At 42.4% G+C, this 21806-nt stretch carries 11 protein-coding genes; all 11 read left to right on the top strand.

All coding sequences use genetic code 11. The annotated features are described in order from the left end of the window. The first annotated feature begins 66 nt into the window (after nt 1-66). The 11 genes from FE296_RS26490 to FE296_RS26440 all read left to right on the top strand — a co-directional run bounded on the left by FE296_RS26490 (nt 67) and on the right by FE296_RS26440 (nt 21802). Nucleotides 67-1662 (top strand): response regulator, encoded by a 1596-nt coding sequence (locus tag FE296_RS26490; protein WP_150366941.1) that lies wholly within the window; start codon nt 67-69, stop codon nt 1660-1662. A gap of 194 nt (nt 1663-1856) precedes the next feature. Beyond that, nucleotides 1857-3428, top strand: a complete 1572-nt coding sequence (locus FE296_RS26485; protein ID WP_223869038.1) for a sensor histidine kinase — start codon at nt 1857-1859, stop codon at nt 3426-3428. Between the two features lie 106 nt (nt 3429-3534). Then, a complete protein-coding gene (locus FE296_RS26480; protein WP_150366937.1) occupies nt 3535-4500 on the top strand; it encodes an ABC transporter permease in 966 nt (321 codons plus the stop codon). Between the two features lie 26 nt (nt 4501-4526). Beyond that, nucleotides 4527-5411 carry a carbohydrate ABC transporter permease gene (locus FE296_RS26475; protein ID WP_124115089.1) on the top strand — a complete coding sequence of 295 codons (885 nt, stop codon included), beginning with the start codon at nt 4527-4529 and terminating at the stop codon, nt 5409-5411. Between the two features lie 81 nt (nt 5412-5492). Then, complete coding sequence (locus tag FE296_RS26470) at nt 5493-7064, top strand: ABC transporter substrate-binding protein (RefSeq protein WP_150366935.1); 1572 nt, start codon at nt 5493-5495, stop codon at nt 7062-7064. A gap of 155 nt (nt 7065-7219) precedes the next feature. Continuing rightward, nucleotides 7220-9775: a glycoside hydrolase family 3 N-terminal domain-containing protein gene (locus tag FE296_RS26465; protein ID WP_223869037.1), complete on the top strand. Its 2556-nt coding sequence runs from the start codon at nt 7220-7222 to the stop codon at nt 9773-9775. A gap of 152 nt (nt 9776-9927) precedes the next feature. Further along, nucleotides 9928-12402 carry a glycoside hydrolase family 3 N-terminal domain-containing protein gene (locus FE296_RS26460; RefSeq protein WP_150366933.1) on the top strand — a complete coding sequence of 825 codons (2475 nt, stop codon included), beginning with the start codon at nt 9928-9930 and terminating at the stop codon, nt 12400-12402. A 10-nt stretch (nt 12403-12412) separates the two neighbouring features. Beyond that, on the top strand, nt 12413-14854 hold the full coding sequence (locus tag FE296_RS26455) for a glycoside hydrolase family 2 TIM barrel-domain containing protein (protein ID WP_150366931.1): 2442 nt from the start codon (nt 12413-12415) through the stop codon (nt 14852-14854). A 20-nt stretch (nt 14855-14874) separates the two neighbouring features. Further along, complete coding sequence (locus tag FE296_RS26450) at nt 14875-17193, top strand: GH36-type glycosyl hydrolase domain-containing protein (RefSeq protein WP_150366929.1); 2319 nt, start codon at nt 14875-14877, stop codon at nt 17191-17193. 211 nt (nt 17194-17404) lie between these two features. Beyond that, the gene (locus FE296_RS26445) at nt 17405-18928 is read left to right on the top strand and encodes an ABC transporter substrate-binding protein (RefSeq protein WP_150366927.1); all 1524 of its coding nucleotides are present in this window, start codon (nt 17405-17407) and stop codon (nt 18926-18928) included. Between the two features lie 48 nt (nt 18929-18976). Then, entirely contained in the window at nt 18977-21802 is a 2826-nt protein-coding gene (locus FE296_RS26440) for an alpha-L-rhamnosidase (protein ID WP_124115096.1), read from the top strand. Nucleotides 21803-21806 lie beyond the last annotated feature (4 nt).

Raw genomic sequence — 21806 nt, 5'->3', positions numbered from 1 at the left:
GGGGAATCCACCGGCTTTCTTGTTATCAGAACTTAATGCAATCGAGATTTTTAGGAGGAATACATCATGAAGCTGCTGATCATAGATGACGAAGACAGAACGAGGGACATGCTGTGTAACCATGTGGAATGGAGAGAATTAGGTATTCATGAGGTAGAGACTGCACGTAATGGATTGACTGCTCTAGACTTAAGCCGTGTTTTTCTCCCTGATATTGTTCTCTGTGATATCCGGATGCCGAAGATGGATGGCATACAATTTGCTAAATTACTCAGGGAAGAAGATTTATCATGCAAACTGCTGTTCATGAGCGGATTCTCAGATAAAGAGTACTTAATGTCTGCAATTCGGCTGAATGCCCTAGACTATATTGAGAAGCCAATTAATCTGGATAAAGTTCGAGAGGCAGTCGGGGCAGCCGTTAAATCAAGGGAACATGATGAGAAGAAAAGGCTTGAGGAACGCCAAATGCAGAACGCCTATGATAAAGGACTCCCTTATCTAAGACAGGAGATGGTTCGTAAGTTAATCGCGGTTCCGAGCTCACTCAATGTACAGAAAGCTCTTGAGAGCAGAGAGACTTTTCTTTTGCCTCCGGAAGGAGTGTACACCGTGATTGTCTCATCCATATACTGGGGGCGGCTTCAGTGTATTGAAGACTCAAGACAGTTACAGGAAGATTTATTACGTAGGCTGAGCATGAATAGCACACTTACTTCACTTCGTTGCATTTGTGGATTCGACTCTAGACAATTTTTGATTTTCATACTACCAGAAGCTTATGGAAGCACCTATAGGGAACAACGTAGCGTGCTGGAAAAGCTTTATGCAGAAGTAACCGACACTATAGGCATCAATATCCCTTTTTCCATGGGAGTTGGGGAGTCAGTAAAAGAACGAGTAAAGATCCCAGATTCCTACAGAACAGCGATGGATGCGTGTAGCCTTCATTACTATAGCGATGGCAGTCGATTAATTTTTGCCAGTGAACTTGGAGATAACCAAGAATTGGCTACGGATTGGGATTTGGTTCGCCGTTTACGTAACTTTCTGCAACAGGAAGATATTGAAGCTGCCCGCAACTTAATTATGAATTGGACTAAGAAAGCTAGGTTGGCCTGTGATTTAGATATTATTCGACTCAAGGACTCCTATTTTCAATTTTTACTGGTCATTCTTGATGTTGCTGTACAGTTAGGATTCACGGATACGGATGAGGATACAGAACGTCGATACATCTGGAAGGAAATTGACCAGGTTCCCGATCTCTCAAGTATGGAGGAGTACATTCTTTCCTTCCTGGATCTGTTCCAGTTATCGTCTCAACAGGACGGTAGTTCCGCCAAAATGCGGGAAATACTGCAATATATACACAAACGTTTTCATGAAAAAGGTTTTTCAATTCCGGATATTGCCCATCATGTGGGTTTAAATGAGACGTATCTCAGTTCCTTATTCAAAAAACAGAGGGGAAGTACAATTAAAGAGTATATCTCCTCCCTGAGAGTGGAGAAAGCCAAAGAACTTCTACTGGCGAAAGGGCTAAAACTGTATGAAGTAGCTGACCTGACTGGTTTTTCTGATGCTAATTACTTTACAACCTTCTTCAAGAAATATGCAGGTTGCACGCCTTCGGAGTATAGGGAGAGGATGTCCAAATGAAACGGAGAACTTTCGCTGACTTTAGTATCCGTTACAAGCTGTTTGCTTCCTATTTAATGGTTATCATCCTGCCTTTGATTCTGCTACTCTTGGTGCATCTATATCTGAGCACAAATGAAATAGAGAAGCAGGCAAAGTACTCAGCTCAAAAAATGCTGGAGGAGACCAAGTCGCATCTGCATTATCGTGCTGAAATGGTCAAAGAAGTTTTGAATTCAATTGCATTCAGTGACACGGTTCAGAATCTCGTATCCGAAGATCCCAAACGGTATGAGGATGTTAACCTTTGGGGATTGGATGCAAACAGGCTAAGCCGCGTAGTAGGACAGTTTAGTTACAATTCAGACATTGAATTTGTTCAGATCTATATGAAACAGGGGCTCGCATCAGTCACTGAGAGCGTAGATTTTTTAAGCATGGGGAATATAGAGCGCAGACTCTGGTTCAGGAATTTCGTGGACAGCCATTCTGTGCTAACTTGGCTGCCTTCTTCAATCCTGGAAGAAAAAAATGACAATAATTCCATATCAGTACTTCGCGTTATACCTAGTTCTCATAACATCATGAAAATAGACGGCATTGTGCGGGCTATGATTTCACAGAGCACAATGAAATCTATATTGGAACATGCTATGGCGACTCCGTCCACTTCCGTTGCTTTATTTAACGAACAGGGCAATATCCTCAGTACCTCTGAGACTTTTGAATATACAACTATAGAATTTGAAGAAATCTTGTCAAAGGCTTTGAGAGGACGACGTATGAACATTTGGGAGGATAACTTGGAATTCAACGGACAGCGGATTCTGTTAGGCCTGCAGGAGATACCTGAAACGGATATGCGTGTAGCGATGATTGTACCTTATACAGATATTCTGAAATCAAGCAATGCTATGCGTGATCGGTTAATCTTTATATTTTTGCTGATCATTCCTCTCACATTGGTGCTATCATTCGTCGTTGCGGGTTCTGCAACTAAACGTTTACGCAAACTTACGAGGCATGTGCGTAAGGTCAAGAATGGCGATTTTAGCATGAATCCGCTCCCCGTCAATCAGGATGAAATTGGAGAGCTAACTAGTAATTTTAATGTGATGGTGGATAATGTATCACGATTACTTGAGGAGACTTATTCGCTTGGGCGTGAAGTTAAAAATAAGGAGCTAAAAGCGCTACAGGCACAAATTAATCCTCATTTTCTATACAATACTCTGGAACTGATCAATGCTATGGCGATCAACTCCGGAAATGGGGAAATCTCCAAAGTAGTGGATCGATTAGCCTTATTCTATAGGCTGAGCTTATCCAATGGTAGGGAAAGTGTCACTTTGGAGAGTGAACTCAGGCATGTGGAATCCTATGTATCGATTCAGAATATGCGATTTAATAACGCAATCACATTGACCATGGACGTTCAACCAGAGTTGTTACATTGTGAGGTACCCAAAATTATGCTTCAGCCTCTGATTGAGAATGCAATATTGCATGGGATCTTGGAAAGCGAATCTGAAAAAGGGGAAATTTCTGTTACCGCCAGAACAGATAATGGAAATTTGCTTGTGGAAGTTAGTGATAACGGTATCGGTATAGATGGAGAAGTGCTAGAAAATATTCTAAACAGCTCGGTTAGCAAAGGTACGGGTGGCTTTGGTATTTGGAACATTCAGGAGCGTATAAAGTTGAATTATGGATCTCAGTACGGATTGTTATACAAAAGTCAACTGGGTAAGGGAACCACTGTACAAATATGTATCCCAAAAAAGTAAGCGTTAACAAAGGATTTTAAAGAAGATCAGAGCTTTCCCTCGTAGGATGAGAATCACCGTTCCATTACAATGTGAAAGGAGAGAGGCATTCAGAAGGAGGTTGCATATGAACGTCAAGTTAGAGCGATCTGTAGTGACGAAACCCAAAAAAATAAAAGGGCTTTCCCCACTACAGGAAATAAAGAAAAACTGGGTTTTGTATTTAATGTTTGTACCGATCGCTGTTTTCTTCATCATTTTCTCTTATATACCGATGACCGGTATCGTAATGGCTTTTAAGGAGTTCAACTACAGGGATGGAATTTTCTTAAGCCCCTGGAATGGGCTCGAGAACTTCGAGTACTTCTTTCAGTCCGGCAAGGCATGGATCGTGACAAGAAACACAATCTTGTACAATGTAGTGTTCCTAGGACTATATACGTTGTTCTCAATATTGGTTGCGGTATTGCTATCAGAGACGTATAACAAATTTTTCAAAAAAGCTGCACAGACATTAATGTTTCTGCCTTACTTTATATCATGGGTTACCGTATCAGCGTTCGTTTATAACTTTTTCAACTATGAGTTTGGTATAGCCAACGTATTCCTGAGAAATCTCGGGCTGGAGGCTATGGATATTTATTCGACTGAAAGCTACTGGTATCTATTGCTTCCTTTGCTTTACGTGTGGAAGTGGGTTGGGTTTGGAAGTGTTTTATACTTGGCAGCGATTGTCGGGATTGATCAAGAGATCTATGAAGCAGCAACAATTGATGGAGCTAGTCGTTTCCAGAAAATTATGAGAATAACTCTCCCTTTGCTCAAACCTACAGCGGTAGTACTGATATTACTTGGACTTGGACGAGTCATGCGTGGTGAATTCGATATGTTCTACCAGCTAATCGGTAACAATGGGGCCCTTATGAATGCTACAGATATTATTGATACGTTAGTGTTCCGCTCTCTTATGGGTACTCAAGATTTCGGTATGGCTTCATCAGTGGGACTCTATCAGTCCGTACTCACTTTAATCATTATCCTGATTGCTAATTATCTCGTACGTCGTTATGACAAAGAGAACGCACTGTTCTAACTAAAACTTAGAAAGGAGGAAATTTCGTGAATAAAAATAAATTAAATTCAGCTCCTATTTTCCAAGCATTTTCTTATACTGTTGTAGCAATTGTCGCCATCTTATGTTTGCTTCCGTTTATCGTCCTTATCTCAGGTTCCATCTCGGATGAAGGTCAAGTTTTAGCAAAAGGCTATTCCTTTATTCCTCGGGGCTTTTCATTGGATGCATATGCCTTTATCTTCCGCAATCCTGCTGAAATCCTCTCCGCTTATCGAGTATCAATAATTGTTGCAGTGGTTGGAACCGTTCTATCACTGCTGATCTCCACGATGGCAGCCTATGTGATGTACCGTAAAGAAGTGAAGTATCGGAACAAACTGGCGTTTTTCCTGTTCTTCACCACATTATTTAGTGGAGGATTAGCTCCCTTTTTCATCTGGGTTACCAGTTACTTGCATCTGAAGAACACGCTTGCAGTGTTGATACTGCTTCCTATGTTCAACGTGATGTACGTATTGATCCTCCGAAGCTTTATTAAAGGCTCGGTGCCTGAGCCGCTGGTGGAATCAGCGAAAATTGACGGAGCAGGAGACTTTCGAATCTTCTGGCAAATGGTTCTGCCGCTCTGCAAACCAGCACTTGCTTCAATCGGCCTGTTCACTATTTTAGCCTACTGGAATGACTGGTGGACACCTATGATGTTCACTGACAAACAGGAGTATGTACCCCTGCAGTATATGCTCTATAAGATGTTGTCTTCAATGAATATGTCAGCTGCCCTGGCTCAGCATGTATCCTCTCTTGAAATGCCGAAGGAAACATTCAAGCTTGCTATGACCGTTATTGCTACAGGGCCGGTTGTGATTCTCTTTCCATTCCTTCAACAGTATTTTGTTAAAGGGATCACCATTGGTGCTGTTAAAGGCTAAATGTTATTAGAGTGCTAGGCTTGATATGAATCCTTTTTATTCAGGATTTATATAAAAATATTTAAATAAGGGGGAAGAAAAATGAAGAATTTCAAGAGAAATATGAAGGTCATTCTAGTTATGATGCTATCTCTCACACTGCTATTGTCTGCCTGTTCAAAAGGCAATGAAGACAATGCAAGCTCTACTAGCAATGAAGATCCAACAGGGCAAAAAGAAGTTGTTCTTAAAGGTTATCTGCTAGGTGAGGCGCCAAAGGGAATGCCTGAGGTACTTGAAACGTTGAATAAGAAACTTAAAAAGGACATTAATGCTACGATTGAGTTGAATTATATCAGTTGGGGAGATGTGCAATCCAAGTACCCATTGTTGTTGGCAACGGGCGAAGATTTGGACTTTATCTTCTCAGCAGACTGGAATTATTATGTTGAACAATCGAATAAAGGAGCCTTTTATGAGCTGAAACCAGAGGATATAGCAAAATATATGCCGAAAAAATCGGCTGCTATGGATTCCGCTGCTTGGGAAGAAGCCAAGATTAACGATAAAATATATATGATTCCGAAAACAACTCCAGACAGTAATGTTTTTGTATCTGTGCTCCGTAAAGATATTATGGCGGAAGCAGGGCTTACTGAGGTGAAACACCTTTCTGAGATCGGCTCGTATCTGGAGGCTGTGAAGAAAAATCATCCAAATATGGTTGGCTTAAATCTTGACTCACAGGTAGATCTGCCAACACCATATCAACATTTGATGCGAGAGAAAGTGGGCTTTACGGGCGGCTCACTTGGGGGTGGACCTTTGTCTCAGGGGGCGGCTTTTGATTTCACAGATCCGTCGTCTGGAAAAATTTATAGCATGGTTGAAGAGCCTTACTTAAGTGCCCAGAAATATGCGGCTAATATCATGAAGGACTGGTATGACAAAGGTTATGTCAACAAAAATCCCTATGCCAATAAAATTCGCTCCAAAGATAATTTTGTTGAAGGCAAATCTGCGGTAGCGTTTGGCAACAGCATTGATATTGCAGCGACTATTGAAGCTGCTGAAGCAAAAGGAATTGAAACTTACATCATTCCATCGTTGATGCCAAACGGGAAAGTCCCGATGGGCAATCACATTGGGGCTGGGATCTCCATTGCAGCAAATTCCAAAAATCCAGAACGTGTAATGCAGGCATTTGACCTTATTATGGAAGACCCTTCATATGTGTATTTAACTTATTTCGGAATAGAAGGTAAGAACTATGTGGTCAAGGATGATAAAGTCGGTTTGCCGGAAGGGCTGACAGCTGAAACAAACACCTATCCTCCTGATTCCGCAGGCTTCTGGTTCGTAAATAAAGCTTTGTTTAAGCCAATGAGTACTTGGCCGAAGACTTATATTGACTTCTGGGAGAAACAGGACGAATACAATACCTCAGACTACGCACTTAATGGATTTAACTTCAACACTGAGAACGTGAAAACACAGATTGCAAACTTGGCCAATGCATCCACACAGTATGCCAACCCGATTTACATCGGTGCAGTTAAGGATGTAGACAAAGCATTTGATGAACTGAATAAAAACTTAAGTAGTGCTGGTCTGGAAAAGGTCAAAGAAGAGGCACAGACACAAGTTGATGCTTTTCTCACGAAGAAGAAATAGAAATATCTTCTTTCCAACGAAATGAATTTTTTTACTGATGATGATTCAGTCTACGAGAGCGCAGTATGTGTACTGCGCTCTTTCTAGCAAATAATTTAAGCTTCCTTCTATATAACTATGTTATCTCCTTCAGAAAAAGGGCGAGGATCTTACAATTGTATTTTATTGAAAGTGAGTTGAACATTATGATTGGCACTTGGCATTTCTTATATGAGACCGTTCATACGACCATAAAAATGCAGTTCATTATTGGAAAAGAGGAGAATTTCACCTTATCTGTTATTCTTGAGCCCTTTCCATTTCCAGTTGATATTAATAATGTGAAAATCGATGGTAACCTATTGCAGGCAAGGGGTACGTCTCAATTTGTACCAGGAGAGGGTTTTGAATTTGATTTGACTTTTGAGGGCAAGGAGTTCCAAGGAAGAATCAAGATTCCCTATCAGGAAGAGTTCTTTGTTATAGGGGCAGAAGGAACTGGACCATCCCTTGAAGATTTGCTCATTTCTAAACTCTCTAATTACAGGAAACAAAATGTAAAACAACGGAGTGATAATGAGATCCGTCATGAGGTTGACACGTTACTAAAGAAGATGTCCGTTACTGATAAGATTGGTCAAATGAGCCAGTGCATGTCTACCAATCTTTCTCTGGGATCTGATATTGATTCTGAGTCGCCAGAAAAGCTTGTTTCCGAAGGAAGAGCAGGCTCAGTATTGTCGGCTGTTAACAGCAATCGTGTGTTCGAATTGCAGAAAATTGCGGTAGAACAATCTCCGCACGGTATCCCACTGTTATTTAACTTTGATGTAATTCACGGATTTCAGACTATATTTCCGGTACCACTCGCCTGGTCATGTAGTTGGGACATGACAGCGATCCGGGAAGCCAGTGTAATTGCCGCAAAGGAAGCAAGCGCTACAGGAATAACCTATAACCACGGGCCGATGGTCGATATTACAAGAGACCCACGCTGGGGACGTGTTGTTGAGGGGGCAGGAGAAGATCCTTATTTGGGAAGTTTAATCGCAAAAGCTCAAGTGGAAGGTCTTCAAGGGAATAGCCTGTTCGATTCAGAGACAATTATAGCTTGCTTGAAGCATTTTGTCGCATACGGTGCTGCTGAAGCCGGTCGGGATTACAACACAGTAGATATATCTGAAGGAACGCTACGCAATGTATATCTGCCACCATTTCAAGCAGGCATTAATGCTGGTGCAGGGTCGGTTATGAATTCCTTTAACACTTATCAGGGAGTTCCGGTTGCGGGTAACCAATATATTCTTAATGAACTCCTTCGAAAAGAGTTGGGATTTAACGGAATATTGATCTCCGATTACGGCTCCATTGATGAAATTGTCGCTCATGGAAATGCGAAAGACAGTAAAGAAGCAGCAAAAAAAGCACTGGATGCCACGATGGATATCGAAATGGTGACTCGTTCATATGATCATCTAAACGAATTAATTGAGCAAAGAATCGTAAACATTGAACAAATAAATGAAGCAGTACGTCGAATTCTTACATTTAAATATAAGATCGGTATTATGGACGATCCATACCGTTATATTCGTCCCGAGAAAGAAAAAGAATATCATTTTCATCCGGCACATCTGGAAGCAAGCCGGAAGTTGGCCCAGAAGTCCATTGTTCTATTAAAGAATAACGGTGTTCTTCCCATTGAAGACAAGGCAAAAAAAATTGCGGTGATCGGGCCATTCGGTGATAGCAAGGATATGCTTGGCCCCTGGCAGTGGTCCCGGTATTCGAAGGAGACCGTTACATTAAGAGAAGCTCTGGAAGAGAAGGGAGTTCCGAACACCCACATTCTGATGGAAGCAGGTTGTAAGGTTGAAGAATCATTGGACGGGGGAGTAGAGCGAGCTGTTACAGCGGCAAAACAAGCGGATATTGTTATTCTGGCACTCGGAGAGAGCAGCGAAATGTCTGGCGAAGCTGCGTCCCGTATGGACATTACGCTGCCGAAGGTCCAGCAGGAGCTTGCGGAGACTATCGTTCGTGTGGGCAAGCCAACTGTACTGGTCCTGACGAATGGACGGCCTCTGGTCCTCGATTGGTTTGAGTCACATGTTGATGCCATATTAGAAACATGGTTCTTGGGGTCGCAAGCTGGACATGCCATCACAGATGTGCTCTTCGGTGAATATAATCCATCCGGAAAACTGACAATGAGTTTCCCCGTACATATCGGACAACTACCGGTATACTACAATCACTTTAAAACAGGGAGACCCGTAACGGAAAGTAATAAAGAGGAAAAGTTCTTTTCCAGATATATCGATGGCTCCAATAATCCGTTATACCCGTTCGGTTACGGCCTAAGCTATACGACTTTTGAGATCTCGGATATTCGATTATCTCAAACCCTGATGACGGATTCGGGAAAGATATTTGCCAGTGTAACGGTTACCAATACAGGAGGGCTAGCGGGAGAAGAAACCGTCCAGATGTACATTCAGGATATTTATGGAAGTGTTGTCCGCCCTGTAAAGGAGCTTAAAGGATTTAAAAAAGTAAAGTTAGCACCAGGTGAATCGAAAGATATCTGCTTTAGTATCACAATTGAAGATTTGGCGTACTGGAATTTGGATTTGAAGCATGGAGCTGAACCTGGCGAATTCAAGGTATATATCGGATCGAGTTCATTTGATGTGAAGGAAGCATTGTTTGAGCTTTTACAGCCTATCTGAATAAACGCTTTTAATGATCCGTATTTCATCACTCCTAAAGTCGGCACATGAAGAACGCAAAGTCGTTTTAAGAGTAGAGCCGCTTCACGGCCAACGTAAACTTAAACTAGACTGGATTTCTTTTTGAAATCAATAATACTTGGAGGTAAGACATGATCTATAAAGATGCCAGCAAGTCTATTCATGAGAGAACTGAGGATCTGATTAAACGAATGACTTTAAAGGAGAAAGTAGCTCAGTTATATTGTGCAAATTCTTATGGAGGAGAATCTGTTTATGATAGCAGAATGCATAAATTGAAGGATGGAATTGGTACCGTAAGTTATCTGAATGATTCTTTTACAGGTGACCTGAAGAAAGATAGAGAGACTATAAATGGGATACAAAAATATCTTGTCGAGGAAACCAGATTGGGCATTCCTGGATTGTTCCATAGTGAAGGCATAGCTGGTGCGCAGATCCCTAGCGCTACTACATTCCCCCAGTCACTTAACCTTGCTTCGACTTGGGAACCGACTTTAGCACAAAAAATGGGCGAAGTCGTCAAAAAACAACTCATCTCTTTTGGGTTTAGAGCAGTGCATTCCCCACTATTTGACTTGGCCAGAGATCCGAGATTTGGACGAGTTGGTGAAACCTATGGTGAAGATCCCTATTTAGTTGCTCAAATGGGTGTATCTTTTGTCAAAGGGATACAGGGTGATCATGAAATTATGGCTACAGCGAAGCATTTTGTTGGTTATGGAAATGCAGAAGGTGGAAGAGGAGGCGGCGAACAGCAAATATCTGAGCGAAGATTGCTAGATAGTTATTGTTTCCCCTTTGAAGCTGCCATTCATGAAGCAAAAATAAAAGCGGTAATGAACAGTTACGGCATGCTTAATGACCAGGCTGTGTCTACTTCCAAATGGCTACTCACTGATGTTCTAAGAAACAAGCTGGGTTTTCAGGGATTGGTCGTAGCAGACTACGGTAGCATTACTCATGCTTTTCTACGGTATAGAGTGGCTGAAGATGCGAAAGGGGCAGGTATACTAGCATTCAAAGCTGGAATGGATGTGGAGCAACCTGGAAATCAATGTTATCAGCACTTGGTAGAAGCAGTTGAGTCAGGTGAACTTGAAGAAGCGCATATTGATGTTTCATTAAGAAGAGTTCTTGAAACGAAATTCACATTGGGACTATTCGAGAATCCTTATGAAGCCGGCGACTTCTTTTATGAAATCAAAAAGGTTGAGAATGAAGAATTATCATTGGAAATTGCAGAAAAATCTATGGTATTAGTAAAAAATGAGGATGGTATCCTGCCACTTAACAAGAAGCTGAAAATTGCTCTGATTGGTCCAAACTCGGATACCAAAACAAACTTCTTTGGAGGCTATTCATCCGTTGGATCGGCTAGCACAAAAAGCAGTGATTTTGATAAATCTGAAGAAGATAGCTTTCTGAGAATGCTATACACCGGAACCATTACGGATAATAAAGAATCATTAAAATCGATGGGTATCGAATTTGATGAAAAACCTACTCCTGAACAAAAATCCATTATTTTAAATATGATCAGACAGAATTTGAATTCTGATGATTCATCGAACAGAGTCTATAGAACGAATGAAGAGTTTGTTCAAATGTTTTATCCAGATTGTAAATCTGTGAAGGATGTTCTGGAAGAAGAGTTCGGGAAAGATCGTGTGTTACACGCCAAAGGTTGCGATATATTCAAAGCAATAGATGGGGGAATAGAAACAGTAAAAGCTGCTGTCCAACAGGCGGATATTGTCATCGCAGTGTTAGGCGGCAAAGAAAGCATGATCGATCCTGAAGCTACCTGTGGTGAAAACAAAGATAACATCAATATAGGTCTTGAGAAGCCCCAGTTAGACTTGATGGAAGAAATATTTAAGCTGAATAAACCTGTTATTTCTATTGTGGTTGATGGGCGACCGCTATCAACACCTTATGTGAGCCAACAGAGTAAAGCGGTCCTTTATTCATGGCTTCCGGCTCAGTTTGGGGCAAAAGCTATTGTAAATATCCTTACAGGCAAGATCAATCCTAGTGGAAAATTGCCGGTAACCATAGTAAAAGAATCTGGCCAGATTCCTATGTATAGCAGTAGGCTACCACTCTATGTTGACATCAATGAATATGCTGAATATATCAAAACTAACCAAAACACCCCGCTCTACCCATTTGGACATGGATTAAGCTATACCCAATTTGAATACAGCGAATTGGTACAGAATGCCTCGGTTCAGGCAGACGGTGACCTCAGCATCGCATTTAAGTTAAAAAACACCGGACAAGTTGCAGGTGAAGAAGTAGTCCAAGTTTATATTAGGGATCAAGTGAGCAGTGTTGCAAGACCTGTGAAGCAGTTGGTTGGATTTGCACGGGTTACCCTGGATGTTAATGAAACAAAAATAGTTCAATTTAAGGTAAGTATGAAACAGCTGGCATTTCATGATTTAAATATGGATCAGATTGTTGAGCCAGGTAAGATGGAAATGTATATAGGTGCGTCCTCCCAAGATATCCGTTTAAAAGGTGTATTTGCAATTATAGGCGAGAAACTTATTGTTGAACGTAAAGTGTTCTCATCACAGGTAACAATTACAGAGCTATAGGGGTGAGAAAATGATTAGAGAAAATATCGACCGGGCTTGGGAGTTTAGCCATGGTATCCCATCGAGAGTACCTGGCTCCGCCCAGCCAGGTAGATTATTGAATTTACCGCATGATTTCATGATTGAGATAGATACAAAGCCAGAGGCGCCGGGAGGTTCATTAACGGGTTATTACGATGGGGGAATTGGAACTTACACAAAGATTCTTGATATTCCCGAAGAATACGCTGATAAAAGGGTTCTGGTTGAATTTGACGGTGTTTACATGAACGCGACGGTTAAATTGAACGGGCATGTGGTTACGAAACATCATTACGGCTATTCTCCGTTTCACGCCGATCTTACGCCTTATTTGAAGCCGGGCAGGCCTAATAATCTTATGGTTACTGTCAATAACGGCGCACAACCAAATGCACGCTGGTATTCAGGCTCCGGGCTTTACCGTCATGTCGACTTGCTTGTAGCTCAGAAGGTGCATATCGTTCCGTGGGGCATTTTTGCCCATAACTCACATATTGTAAACGGAACTGCATTTGTTTTTGTTGAAACGACAGTTGAAAATTCTACTTCGGCTCCCGCCGATGTTTGGTTGAATGTCAATATGATGAGAGAAGTCTCCGGAATCAAAGCGGGAACCGGACGTGTGAAAGTACATGTGCCTGCTGGAGAGAAGGTTGTCGGTAGGGTACGGGTTGCAGTTGAACATGCAGATCTTTGGGATATCGATTCTCCTAATTTGTATAGAATCACAGCAGAGTTGACCGACAATAAGTCAGTTCTGGATCATGATAGCACTCAATTCGGGATAAGAACGATATCTGTTGACCCGCTTAACGGATTTATGTTAAATGGACGTTCACTTAAGCTTAAAGGTGGTTGCGTCCATCATGACAATGGCATTTTAGGTGCAGCTTCGTTTAGGGACAGTGAATTCCGCAAAATGAAGCTACACAAAGATAATGGATATAATGCTATTCGTTTTGCCCATAATCCGATGTCAAGAAATTTACTAGACGTTTGTGACCGTTTAGGGCTGTTGGTTATTAATGAAGCGTTCGATGTTTGGACGATGGAGAAAAACGCTCAAGATTATAGTCTGTACTTTGTAGAAAATTGGATGAACGATCTGGAAACATTTATGCTACGTGACCGGAACCATCCGAGTATCATCATGTGGGCAACAGGCAATGAGGTGCTTGAACGCGGAGGGATGTCAGATGGTTACCGTCTGGCAGCGCAATTGGCGGCAAGAGTGCGTGAACTTGATCCTACTAGGTTGGTTACGAATTCCATATGTTCTTTTTTTAACGGTCTTGATGATGCAGATACTGCTACTTTTTATGAGGAAATGTCTTTACTTCTCGAAGATGGCGAAGGTTTCACCCCAAATTATGATACTGATTTTGGTATGAAAATCTGGCCTGAGTATTCAGAAGCGTTCGCCGCACCTTTAGATGTCGTGGGATATAATTACATGAACTATCATTATGCGAATGCTATCGAGCACTATCCAGACCGGGTGATCTGCGGCACCGAAAGCATGCCACCTCAGTGTGATAAGTACTGGCATGATGTAGAACGGTTTTCCCATGTAATTGGTGATTTCGTATGGACGAGCCATGATTACATTGGCGAAGCAGGACTCGGGAAAGTGAAATATGTCCATCGGGATGAAACCCGTAATACTCATAACAGTATTGGCAATTCTCCTTACCCATGGCGTTTGGCCAATTGTTCAGATTTTGATCTCTGTGGGTTTGCACGTCCTCAGCTATTCTACCGAAAAATTGTTTGGGGTTCCGATGAGACCTTCATAGCTGTTAGAAATCCGGGAAACTTCGGGAAGCTGGAGATTCTGAGCAGATGGGGTTGGCCAGAATGTGAGCATCATTGGAGTTGGACGGGTTCAGAGAAGCTTCCTATACAGGTAGATATTTACTCCAGAGCTGAAGAAGTGGAACTGATTCTTAACGGAAAGAGTCTCGGCAGAAATTCTGCGGGTAAGACGAACAGGTACACAGCCAGTTTTGAACTTATATATGAACCAGGTACTTTGGAAGCGGTGAGTTATATAGATGGCAAGCGCATTTCATCTGATATCCTCATCACCGCGGGAAAACCCGAAGGTATTAGGATTGTTACCGACAAGAAAGAGCTTGTTGCAAATGGACAATCTTTAATCTATGCAGTTGTAGAGATCGTTGATGCAGAAGGGACATTGGTACCAACAGCTGAACTAAAAGCAACAGCAAAGTTGTCTGGTGCGGCAACATTGGCAGCTTTTGGGACGGGCAGGCCGCAAACCACAGAGAACTATACGAAAGGCGAATTTACTTCGTATCAAGGGAGATTGCTTGCTATTGTTCGTGCTAGCTATGAAGTTGGTATGTCAACAATGATGGTTGAGATTGACGGACTGAATCTCGAATCAATTGAGATCCCTGTACAATAGTTTTAATTAGGAGTGATAACATGAAAGTAAATAAAATACACCGTTTTACTGAAGATGGTAATTCCTGCATCATCAATACGCCACGCACTCCAAGACATTGGTACAACTACTTGTGGAGTGAACAAGGGTATTGCACACAAGTTTCCCAAATCGGGCATGGCCGAAGCTACTATATCAATTCAAAAGCTGATATGTGTATGATCAATAATCAGGATGCAAAGTATTTGTACCTACGTGATGATGATGCCAATGTATTCTGGAACATTGGGGAAGGCCCACTAAACGAAGAAGTTGAGGATTTCTCATGCGAACATAATATCGGATATTCCATCCTCCAGTCCCAAAAGAACGGTGTCCATGCTTCCTGGAAGCTTTTTGTTCCCCATGAAGGCTACAACGAGGTTTGGATGGTTAAAGTGAAAAATAATACGGATGTAATGAAGCGAATCAGCGTATTTTCTGCCGTGAGCTTTGAATTGGAAGGCTTTAAATACCCACGGTATTACGAAATGTACAGAAGTTGTGAAACCTTTTTCAATGAGCAATTGAATGGAATTTATTGTGAGTCCAAACATCCCTTCGCACCACACAATAGATATAACGGTTATATCGCATGTTCTGAAACTGTCCACGCCTTTGATGGCAATCTTGGAACGTTTCTGGGGGAACTGGGGACGTATACCCGATTGGATTCTATGCCGGCGCCATTGTTCCAGCGGCCTGATGTTGTGGTTAAGGGTAGAGATTGTGCGAATTCTCTGACTACGCTTGCTAATCTTGGTGGCGTTTTGCAGAACAAGCTGTTACTGGCACCCGGTGAAGAGAAAGAACTGTATTATGTGCTGGGAGTCAGCGAATCACTCGAAGAGGCTGTTCAAACCGTCGTGGACTATAGCACAGGTGATCGTATAACACGAGCATTACTTGAAACACAGGAATTCCAGATGAGCAAATACGCGAGTCTCCAAATTAACACACCTGATGAGAAGCTGAACGTGATTATGAATGAATGGGTTAAAAAACAGGTGGACTTCTGTATTGTTGGCAAGAAGGGGGTAAGGGACAACCTTCAGATTGCAGTTGGACTGCTTAACTACAGGCAGGAGAGGGCCAAGGAGGAGATCATTGAATGCTTGCGGCATCAGTTTAAGGCTGGGCATGCCGTACTAACATGGTATCCATATGACGCTACCCGTTATTCAGACCAGCCCTTCTGGATTATCTGGTCTGTATGTGAGTTGATTAAGGAGACTGGAGATTATTCTCTTCTGGATATGGAAATTGGATATCAGGACGGAGGTTCAGCAACGATGCTGGAACATGTAAAGGCTGCAGTCAACCGGTTAATAGAGGACAAAGGAAAACATGGTCTGGTACGCATTTTCTTCGCGGATTGGAATGATGCTTTGAATATTACAACTGATCCCGATGCGGAATCTGTTATGTTGTCTGAGCAATTCTGTTATGCCCTGAAAGAGCTCTCAACATTGATCCGGCGACTGGGAGACGCTGATTATGCAGGATATCTGGATGATCAGTACAATATCCTTCGTAGTGCGATTAACAATGTGGCTTGGGACGGAAGCTGGTATATGCGTGCCCTTAGTAAAGAAGAGAATATCGGCTCCAAAGATAGCACAGGAAGTAAAATCTATATTAACGCTCAATCGTGGGCTGTTCTTGCAGATATTCCGGATGAAGAGAAGTTGCCCAAAGTGCTGGAATCCATGGACAGCATGGAGCATGATTTTGGTTTCCCGATCAATATGCCTCCATATATGGAATATTCCCCGCATGTTGGCCGAATGTCCGGCATGCTACCGGGGCTATTCGAGAACGGCGGCGTTTACTGTCATGCAACTGGTTTCAAGATTATGGCCGATTGCAAGGCAGGCAGAGGAGCAGAAGCGATACGTACACTACTGAAAATCATTCCAGACAGTGAAGCGAATCCATCTACAGAATCCGGAGCAGAGCCATATGTCTTCACGAATTGTTATTCGATCCACCCCAAATATTATGGAAAATCCTATCAATCATGGACAACAGGAACCTCGGCTTGGGGACTCATATCGCTTTTGGAGGGGATTATGGGGATCAAGCGGGATTATGATGGTCTCCGAATTGATCCATGTTTCCCTGCTGATTGGGAGCAGGCCCAGGTGTACAGGGAATTCCGCGGCACACGTTATGAGATCACCATCAAGAATCCAATGAAGCTATCCAAAGGAAAACCGGAGATAAAGGTGGACGGCAATCGTATAATCGGAAATCTTCTCCCTCACTTCTCTGACGGAAAGATTCATCATGTAGAAGTTACTCTTAATCCTGTCGTTTAACACCAAGCGTAGGTTGCTCTAAATACCCATCAGGAGCGAAACGAAAGATGGAGCTTGAATTATTTAGAGATCGATTGATGTTGGATCTGTTAGTTCGTCGTCAAATGAATATCAAAATGTCGTTAAGTGAGCAGTCTCCCAGGTTGAAAGAAATTAAAATGTGAATGTATACATTTTATTGAAAAATATTTCTTATATCGAGGAGGATATTATGCCAAAAAATCGAAGTTTGCTTAACGCATTGCTTATCATTGCCATGTTACTGTTGTCAGCCTGTAATAACAGCAGCAATAACAATAATGGAGAGACAACTGCAGAATCCGATTCATCTGCAGAACCCGGCGAACTGACTGAACTAACGGTTGCTTTTCCAATTTTTGCTGCACTTCCGAAGGATATGTCCTTGATTGAAGAAGCAGTTAGTAAAATAGCCGAAGAAAAAATTAATGTTAAAGTCAAATTATTGCCTATTAGTTTTTCCAACTGGATCCAGCAAGTAAACTTGATGTTTTCAAGCGGAGAAAATCTGGATCTAATGCCAACAATCTATGCCTACAACACAGCAATAACTCAAGGTCAATTGATTCCGCTGGATGAACTTCTTAACAAGCATGGAGAAGGTATCATTGCAGCATTGGATCCAGCTTATCTGGATGCTTCAAGGGTGAATGGAGCCATATTTGGTGTACCAACTTTGCATGAAATGGCTTATGTTAATGGCATCACAATGCGAGAAGATATTCTCGAAAAAAAACAAATTGATACAAGTAAACTTCGAAAGCTTGAAGATCTAGAAAAAGTTTTGAAAGCGGTTAAAAATAGTGAGCCGGCTACAGCACCTCTAATCCCGTCAACAGGGGCATCTATTCTTGATAACTATCAGACGTTTGACAGATTGGATAATCATCTAGGCGTTCTTCCTGATTTTGATAATGGACTAAAAGTTGTTAATTGGTATGGTACAGAAGAATACGCAGAGCAGCTTCACATGCTTAGAAGATGGTACCAGGATGGTCTAATTCTTAAAGATGCTTCAACGAATCAGGTGAATGCACAAGATCTAATCGATTCTAATCGTGGTTTTGCGTTTCTACTAAATGCTCATCCCGGAGCACTTCACTTTGAAGAAGAGGGAGATAAATCTACCAGTAAAGTACCAATGAAAACCATAGCATTTTCAGACCCTCCCGTGTCTACAACGGCCCATATTACAAACACAATGTGGGGGATCACTTCCAATTCTAAATCTCCAGATAAAGCAATGGAATTTCTTAATCTGATGTACTCTGATAAAGACATCTCGAATCTATTGATCTGGGGAATTGAAGGCAGGCACTACAAAGTCTTAACTGGTAATGTCATCGATTTTCCTGAAGGTGTCAATGATCAAAATTCAGGATATCGATTAAATGCCGGTTGGATGTTTGGTAATCAATTTATCGCCCATGTCTGGCAAGGAACAGATCCGGATATCTGGGAAAAAGTAAAACAGTTTAATGAGTCAGCTGTAAAATCAAAGGCTCTTGGTTTCACGTTCGATCCAACAGCGGTCAAAACAGAAATTGCAGCCATTGGAAATGTTATTTCACAATACCGTCTCCCTCTTGAGACGGGAAGTGTTGATCCAGATAATGTGCTGCCGAAGTTTTTAGACAACTTGAAGATTGCAGGAATTGACAAGGTGATTGAGGAGAAACAGAGACAACTCGACATATGGGCGAAATCCAACCAATAAATTGCTGCCTATTGTATCATCCAATTCTTTGGAAGGGAACGATGCCTAATGATTATTACGAAACTCAAAACGAATCGAATTATGAATCCATTGGGATTCTCCTTGGGTGATTGGCCTAGACTTTCTTATGTAGTCACGTGTACTGATGCTAAGAAGCAGACCGCAGCTAGGTACGAAGTAGCACTGGCCGAAGATTTTTCTTCCATCATATTTGATAGTGGTAAGCAAACAGATATCGACAGCCTCTCCTTCGAGCTTCGGATCGAGCTTCAACCCAGAACTCGCTATTTCTGGCGGGTAGAGGTGTGGGCAGACAATGGAGACCATGCTGTAAGCGATGTTGCTTGGTTCGAAACGGCAAAATTAGACGAATCGTGGGAGGCGAAGTGGATCATACCTGTAATGGACACGGAGCATCACCCAGTCCTTAGCAGAACTTTCAAACTCATAAAGTCAGTTGATTCCGCCCGTGCATACGTATGTGGTCTTGGATTGTACGAGATGCAGATTAATGGTATCAAGGCAGGTGACGAGTATTTCGCCCCTCACTTTAACGCCTATAACAAGTGGCTACAATATCAGACGTATGACATTACAGGGTTATTGCGCGAAGACGAAAACCAGGTAGAGGTGATTCTCGGGAACGGATTATACAAAGGACGTTTCGGATTTGATGGTTATTCCAGAGAATTATACGGTAACGAGTTCTCGCTATTATGTGAAATTCGGGTCAAGTATACTGACGGAACAACGGAGATTCTGAAATCTGATACGGATTGGATTGCAAGTAGAAGCCCGGTTTTGAGTGGTAATTTGTATGATGGCGAAGTCTACGATGCAACATTCAAGGCCACAGAATTGCATTCAGTTCGTGAAGGTAATCTAGGCTTCGAACGTCTTACTTCAAGGTTAAGTCTTCCTGTTGTAGTGAAGGAGGAATTAAAGCCGATTGAGGTCATTGTCACACCGGGAGGTGATACAGTGCTTGATCTGGGTCAAAACATGGTTGGTTGGATAAAATTCCGTACACATGCTTCGAAAGGAACGGTGATTCGTCTTCAACATGGTGAGGTTCTGCAGGACGGGAACTTCTATCGAGATAACCTTCGAACAGCCAAGGCAGAATATGTTTATACAGCTAATGGGGAAGAAACAATCGTTCGTCCGTTCTTCACTTTCTATGGCTTCCGGTACGTCAAGGTGGAAGGCTGGCCGGGAGAGCTCGATCCTAGCGACTTTACAGGCTGTGTGCTTTACTCTGATTTGGAACAAATTGGAGTAATTGAGACGAGCAACCCGCTTGTAAATAGGTTGTTTGAGAATGCGCTTTGGGGACAAAAAGGTAATTTCCTGGACGTTCCTACAGATTGCCCTCAAAGAGACGAACGAATGGGATGGACAGGAGATGCCCAAGTGTTCTCAGGGACCGCTTGTTTTAACATGGATTCGTACACTTTCTATTCAAAGTATGGTTATGATATGGCTCTTGAACAAGAGGATCGCGGGGGAATGGTACCAATGGTCGTTCCCGCAGTGAACGTTCCGAGCGGTGGCTCAAGTGCATGGGCTGACGCGGCCACGATTATTCCCTGGAACGTGTATCTTCATTATGGAGACATGGGCATATTACGCCAGCAGTACAAGAGCATGAAGAGTTGGGTTGACTTTATTATTCTTGCTGACGAGGATTCGGGCTGCAGCAGACTGTGGACGGTCGGTTTTCATTTAGGAGACTGGCTTGCGCTAGACGGGAACGATCCTGAGTCGGTAATAGGAGCCACTGACACGGCCTTTATCGCCTCTGCCTATTATCACTATTCCTCAAAATTGGTCGCCAAAGCGGCAAAGGTGCTTGGCTTCGAAGATGACCAAGTCTATTACGAACGGATTTCCGGGGAAGTCAAACAGGCGATAGAGGACGAGTTTTTTTCAAAAAATGGCCGTCTTGCGATTGATACCCAGACTGCATATGCCATAGCACTGTATATGGACCTAGTCCCGGCTGCGTATCAGAAGCGTGTTATAGAGGGTTTAGTCATTCGGCTTCGGAAGGATGACTATCATCTCCAGACTGGATTTGTCGGAACACCTTATCTAAATTTCGCATTGTCAAACCATGGTTGTGAAGAACTTGCCTACTCACTATTGCTCAACGAAGATCATCCGAGCTGGCTCTATGCAGTCAAGCTTGGAGCGACGACGATCTGGGAACGTTGGAATTCCATTGACTCGGATGGCAAAATCGGTCCACCTGGGTTGAACTCCCTGAATCACTATGTCTATGGTGCGATTGCAGAATGGATGTACCGAGTAATCGCAGGAATGAACCCAGATGAAGAAGTACCGGGTTTTCGCCGAGTCATTTTGACACCGAAGCCGAATTTTCGTTTACAGTGGGCGAAAGCTGTGGTCGATTCGGCGGTAGGCACTTATAAGAGTGCATGGTCATTTGATGAAGACGGGAGACTTGAATTCCGTTTCGAGATTCCGTTTCATTCAACGGCTTATGTTGTCCTGCCAAGAGCATCTGTGGGTACAATCTCAATTAATAACAGTTTGGAGTTAAATGTGCCCATGGTTCAAGATGGAGAGGATGTAAAGCTTGAATTAGAGAGTGGAAACTACCTGATTCAATATATGCCGAATAGGAGCTATATTAAAACTTTTAGCACATATACACCGCTTGTTGATCTGGTTGTGAACGAACATGCACGTAAGCTGATTGAACCAGTAGTTCCTCCTGGTTTTGAGATGGAACCAAGTTCGATTTGGTACAAGGTTAGAGACGCTTCAATCAGAGATTTTGTCGCTCATTTTCCTATGGATACAAGCATACTTGAGGAGTTAGATGAAAAATTAAAGGCGATTAGGTAATTCT

It is taken from the genome of Paenibacillus sp. UASWS1643 (genome assembly GCF_008693195.1).
Taxonomy (GTDB): Bacteria; Bacillota; Bacilli; order Paenibacillales; family Paenibacillaceae; genus Paenibacillus; species Paenibacillus amylolyticus_B.
The sequence above is the reverse complement of the archived record's forward strand: the minus strand, read 5'-3'. Positions and strand labels throughout refer to the sequence as shown.

Excerpts from the sequence above, each read along its gene's own strand:
- FE296_RS26450 (WP_150366929.1), top strand. The coding sequence starts at position 14,875 with ATGAAAGTAAATAAAATACACCGTTTTACTGAAGATGGTAATTCCTGC.
- FE296_RS26470 (WP_150366935.1), top strand. The coding sequence starts at position 5,493 with ATGAAGAATTTCAAGAGAAATATGAAGGTCATTCTAGTTATGATGCTA.
- FE296_RS26480 (WP_150366937.1), top strand. The coding sequence starts at position 3,535 with ATGAACGTCAAGTTAGAGCGATCTGTAGTGACGAAACCCAAAAAAATA.
- FE296_RS26445 (WP_150366927.1), top strand. The coding sequence starts at position 17,405 with ATGCCAAAAAATCGAAGTTTGCTTAACGCATTGCTTATCATTGCCATG.
- FE296_RS26460 (WP_150366933.1), top strand. The coding sequence starts at position 9,928 with ATGATCTATAAAGATGCCAGCAAGTCTATTCATGAGAGAACTGAGGAT.
- FE296_RS26490 (WP_150366941.1), top strand. The coding sequence starts at position 67 with ATGAAGCTGCTGATCATAGATGACGAAGACAGAACGAGGGACATGCTG.
- FE296_RS26440 (WP_124115096.1), top strand. The coding sequence starts at position 18,977 with ATGATTATTACGAAACTCAAAACGAATCGAATTATGAATCCATTGGGA.
- FE296_RS26455 (WP_150366931.1), top strand. The coding sequence starts at position 12,413 with ATGATTAGAGAAAATATCGACCGGGCTTGGGAGTTTAGCCATGGTATC.
- FE296_RS26485 (WP_223869038.1), top strand. The coding sequence starts at position 1,857 with ATGGTCAAAGAAGTTTTGAATTCAATTGCATTCAGTGACACGGTTCAG.